The organism is Sphingomonas bacterium (assembly GCF_903644055.1).
Taxonomy (GTDB): domain Bacteria; phylum Pseudomonadota; class Alphaproteobacteria; order Sphingomonadales; family Sphingomonadaceae; genus Sphingomonas_I.
On the sequence record NZ_CAHJXD010000050.1, the window covers coordinates 1 to 4,803 of the forward strand.

5 protein-coding genes are annotated in these 4,803 nt (G+C 65.1%); all 5 read left to right on the top strand.

The window, feature by feature from the left end; translation table 11 throughout:
• On the top strand, nucleotides 1-294 hold a 294-nt coding region (gene nuoI / locus HUU94_RS02135; RefSeq protein WP_174273476.1), incomplete at its 5' end, for an NADH-quinone oxidoreductase subunit NuoI.
• A gap of 163 nt (nucleotides 295-457) precedes the next feature.
• Entirely contained in the window at nucleotides 458-1,066 is a 609-nt protein-coding gene (locus tag HUU94_RS02140; RefSeq protein ID WP_174273477.1) for an NADH-quinone oxidoreductase subunit J, read from the top strand.
• Between the two features lie 133 nt (nucleotides 1,067-1,199).
• Entirely contained in the window at nucleotides 1,200-1,508 is a 309-nt protein-coding gene (nuoK, locus tag HUU94_RS02145) for an NADH-quinone oxidoreductase subunit NuoK (protein WP_174273478.1), read from the top strand.
• 124 nt (nucleotides 1,509-1,632) lie between these two features.
• The gene (nuoL, locus tag HUU94_RS02150; protein WP_174273479.1) at nucleotides 1,633-3,702 is read left to right on the top strand and encodes an NADH-quinone oxidoreductase subunit L; all 2,070 of its coding nucleotides are present in this window, start codon (nucleotides 1,633-1,635) and stop codon (nucleotides 3,700-3,702) included.
• Nucleotides 3,703-3,850: 148 nt separating this feature from the next.
• Nucleotides 3,851-4,803, top strand: a 953-nt coding sequence (locus tag HUU94_RS02155; protein WP_174273480.1) for a complex I subunit 4 family protein, incomplete at its 3' end; no start/stop codon positions are given.

Sequence of the window (4,803 nt, forward strand, 5' to 3'; positions counted from 1 at the left end):
TGCAAGCTGTGCGAGGCGGTGTGCCCGGCGCAGGCGATCACGATCGAGGCCGAGCCGCGCGACGACGGCAGCCGCCGGACGACGCGCTACGACATCGACATGACCAAGTGCATCTATTGCGGCTTCTGCCAGGAAGCGTGCCCGGTCGATGCGATCGTCGAGGGGCCGAACTTCGAATATTCGACCGAGACGCGCGAGGAGCTGATCTACGACAAGGCCAAGCTGATCGCCAACGGCGACCGCTGGGAACGCGCGATCGCCGCCAACCTTGCCGCCGATGCGCCGTATCGATAATGGCGCCCGCGACCCCTCCCAACCCGCTCATCCTGAGTAGGGATCGAGCGCAATCGAGAGCCCGTATCGAAGGACATGCACAGGTCCTTCGATACGCCATTTCGACAAGCTCAATGGCTACTCAGGATGAGCGGGCATTTTCCTTGATGGGCAAGAAGAACGCTTGATCCAGACGCTCGCCTTCTACCTGTTCGCGATCCTCACCTGCCTTTCCGGCGGGCTGTGCGTCACCGCGCGCAATCCGGTGCACAGCGTGCTGTGGCTGATCCTCGCCTTCTTCAACGCGGCGGGGCTGATGGTGCTGGTCGGGGCGGAGTTCATCGCGATGCTGCTGGTGATCGTCTATGTCGGCGCTGTCGCGGTGCTCTTCCTGTTCGTGGTGATGATGCTCGACATCGATTTCGCCGAGCTTCGGACGGGGTTCGCGCGCTACCTGCCGCTGGGCGTGGGGCTGGTCGCGCTGCTGGCGGGCGAGGTGATCTTCGCGGAGAGCGCGTGGACCGCGGGCGGGATCACGCTGGGCGCGACCGCGCCGACGCCGGACGGCGTGCCCAACATCCAGGCGCTCGGCATCCTGATCTACACGCGCTACCTCTATATCTTCGAGGGGGCGGGGCTGGTGCTGCTCGTCGCGCTGATCGGCGCGATCGTGCTGACGCACCGCAAGCGCGGCGACGTGCGGCACCAGAACATCACGCAGCAGAACATGCGCCGGCCGCAGGATGCGACGCGCAACACCAGCCCCATCGTGGGGCAGGGGGTGGAATTGTGAGGATATTCTCGATCCTCCCCTGGAAGGGGAGGTGGCGCGCGCAGCGCGACGGAGGGGTGTCGGCCTCTGTTCGAGCGCGATACCCCTCCACCAGCCTGCGGCTGGTCCCCCTCCCCTTGCAGGGGAGGAACTGATGGTCATCGGCCTCACGCATTATCTCACCGTATCGGCGATCCTGTTCGGGACGGGGGTGTTCGGCATCTTCCTCAACCGCAAGAATCTCATCATCATCCTGATGGCGATCGAGCTGATATTGCTCAGCGTGAACATCAATCTCGTCGCTTTCTCCGCCTATCTCCACGATCTCGTCGGGCAGGTGTTCGCGATGTTCGTGCTGACGGTCGCGGCGGGGGAGGCGGCGATCGGGCTTGCGATCCTCGTCATCTATTTCCGCAGCCGGGGCACGATCGCGGTCGACGATGTCAATCGGATGAAGGGGTGAGCCTTTTGTCTATCCTCGTCCTCCCGGCGAAGGCTGGGATCTCGTGCGGCATCTGTCGCGCCTCTGCTCATGAGATCCCAGCTTTCGCTGGGATGACGGAGAGAAATGGGATGACGGTTTCGGCATGATCGTCGCGCTCGTCTTCCTGCCGCTGCTCGCCGCGCTGATCGCGGGGCTGGGGAATCGCGCGATCGGCAATGGGCCGGCCAAGCTGGTGACGACGGCCGCGCTGTTCGGATCGTGCGCGCTCGCCTGGCCGATCTTCCTGGGCTTCCTCGCCGGCGGGGACAGCGCGCATGTCGTCAAGGTGCTGAGCTTCATCAGCTCGGGCGATCTCCAGGTCGATTGGGCGCTGCGCGTCGATGCGCTGACCGCGGTGATGCTGGTGGTGATCACCAGTGTATCGGCGCTCGTCCACCTGTATAGCTGGGGCTATATGGCCGAGGACCCCTCGCAGCCGCGTTTCTTCGCCTACCTCTCGCTGTTCACCTTCGCGATGCTGATGCTGGTGACGAGCGACAACCTGATCCAAATGTTCTTCGGCTGGGAGGGCGTCGGCCTCGCTTCCTATCTGCTGATCGGTTTCTGGTATGAGAAGCCGAGCGCGCAGGCCGCAGCGATCAAGGCGTTCGTCGTCAACCGCGTCGGCGATTTCGGCTTCTCGCTGGGCATCTTCGGCACTTTCCTCGTGTTCGGCACGGTCTCGATTCCCACGATCCTCGCCGCGGCGCCGGGGATGGCGGGATCGACGATCGGCTTCCTGGGCGGGCGCGTCGATACGATGACTTTGCTCTGCCTGCTGCTGTTCGTCGGCGCGATGGGCAAATCGGCGCAGCTCGGGCTGCACACCTGGCTGCCCGATGCGATGGAGGGGCCGACGCCGGTCTCGGCGCTGATCCACGCGGCGACGATGGTGACGGCGGGCGTGTTCATGGTCTGCCGCCTCAGCCCGATGTTCGAGACGAGCCCGGCGGCGCTGACGGTGGTGACCTATGTCGGCGCGGCGACCTGCCTGTTCGCGGCGACGGTCGGCACGGTGCAGACCGACATCAAGCGCGTGATCGCTTATTCGACCTGTTCGCAGCTCGGCTACATGTTCTTCGCCGCCGGCGTTGGCGCCTATGGCGCGGCGATGTTCCACCTGTTTACGCATGCCTTCTTCAAGGCTCTGCTGTTCCTCGGCGCGGGATCGGTGATCCACGCGATGCATCACGAGCAGGACATGCGCTTCTACGGCGGCCTGCGAAAGTCGATCCCGATCACCTTCTGGGCGATGATGGCGGGGACGCTGGCGATCACCGGGGTCGGCATCGAGAATCTGTTCGGGTTCGCGGGTTTCTATTCGAAGGATGCGATCATCGAGGCGGCCTATGCGCGGGGCAGCCAGGCGGGCGGCATCGCGTTCATGGTGGGCGTGGTCGCGGCGCTGCTGACGAGCTTCTATTCGTGGCGGCTGATATTCCTGACCTTCTTCGGCAAGCCGCGCTGGGCGGGCTCCGAGCATATCCGGCATGCGGCGCACGATGCGCACGGACATGGGCACGATGACCATGCGCACGATGCCCCCGACGAGGGCGCCGGCGGCGAACCGCATCACGATCCGCACGGCGTCGAGCAGGTGGAGCAAGGCACCGCGGGCTATCATCCGCACGAAAGCCCGGTGACGATGCTGGTGCCGCTGATCGTACTGACGATCGGCGCGGTCTTCGCGGGGTTCCTGTTCGCGGGGCCGTTCATCGGGGAGGGCGGCGGCGTCTTCTGGCACGACAGCCTGGCGTTCGATCACGAGTTCATGGAGGCGGTCGAGCGCGTGCCGATGATCGTCAAGCTCTCGGCCTCGATCGTGATGGCGATCGGCTTCCTGATCGCGCTATGGGCCTATGTGCTGGACCTCAGCATTCCGAAACGTTTCACCGACACGTTCGGCGGCCTGTATCAATTCCTGCTGCGCAAATGGTATTTCGACGAATTGTACGACCTGATCTTCGTCCGCCCCGCCTTCGCGCTCGGCCGCTTGCTGTGGAAGCGGGGGGACCAGGGGACGATCGACCGCTTCGGGCCCAACGGCATGGCGGCGCTGGTGCAGGCGGGCTCGGTCGCCAGCCGCAAGTTCCAGTCGGGCTATGTCTATACCTATGCGCTGGTGATGCTGCTCGGGCTGGCGGCGGCGGCGACCTGGGCGATGGCGATATGAGGAGCGCGCCACAATTCCTCCCCGGCACGGGGAGGGGGACCGGCCGCAGGCCGGTGGAGGGGGCTCTCCGCGAGCGTCCCGCCTCGCCGCTCCCCCCCTCCACCACCCGCTGCGCGGGCGGTCCCCCTCCCCGTGCCTGGGAGGAACCATGAACGGCTTCCCGATTCTCACTGTGTTGCTCGCGGTGCCGATGCTCGGCGCGGTCGGCTGCCTGTTCGCCGATGCCAAAGCGGCGCGGTGGGTGGCGCTGGGCGCGACGCTGATCGATTTCGCGATCGGCATCCTGCTGTGGGCGACGTACCGCATCGGCGGGCCGCAGTGGCAGTTCCAGGAGCATCTCGGGCTGTTCGGCAGCTTCGGCTGGGCGCTGGGGATCGACGGCATCGCGCTGATGCTGATCATGCTTTCGGTGTTCCTGATGCCGATCTGCATCCTCGCGAGCTGGGTCTCGATCGAGAAGCGCGTGCCCGAATATATGGCGGCGTTCCTGCTGATGGAGACGCTGATGCTCGGCGTGTTCGCGGCGCAGGACCTGTTCCTGTTCTACATCTTCTTCGAGGCCGGGCTGATTCCGATGTACCTTATCATCGGCATCTGGGGCGGGGCCGAGCGGATCTACGCGAGCTACAAATTCTTCCTCTACACCCTGCTCGGCTCGATCGTGATGCTGATCGCGATGCTGTGGATGGCCAATCATGCCGGCACGACGAGCATCCCCGCGCTGATGGCCGCCGATTTCCCGATGCCCGCGCAGACATTGCTGTTCCTCGCCTTCTTCGCGAGCTTCGCGGTGAAGATGCCGATGTGGCCGGTGCACACCTGGCTGCCCGACGCGCACGTCCAGGCGCCGACCGCGGGATCGGTGATCCTGGCGGGCGTGCTGCTCAAGATGGGCGGCTACGGCTTCATCCGCTTCTCGCTGCCGATGTTCCCGCAGGCGAGCGCGCAGCTCTTCTGGCTGATCGCGCTGCTGTCCTCGGTGGCGATCGTCTACACCAGCCTCGTCGCGCTGGTGCAGCAGGATATGAAGAAGCTGATCGCTTATTCCTCGGTCGCGCACATGGCGTTCGTCACCTTCGGGCTGTTCGCGTTCAACCGGCA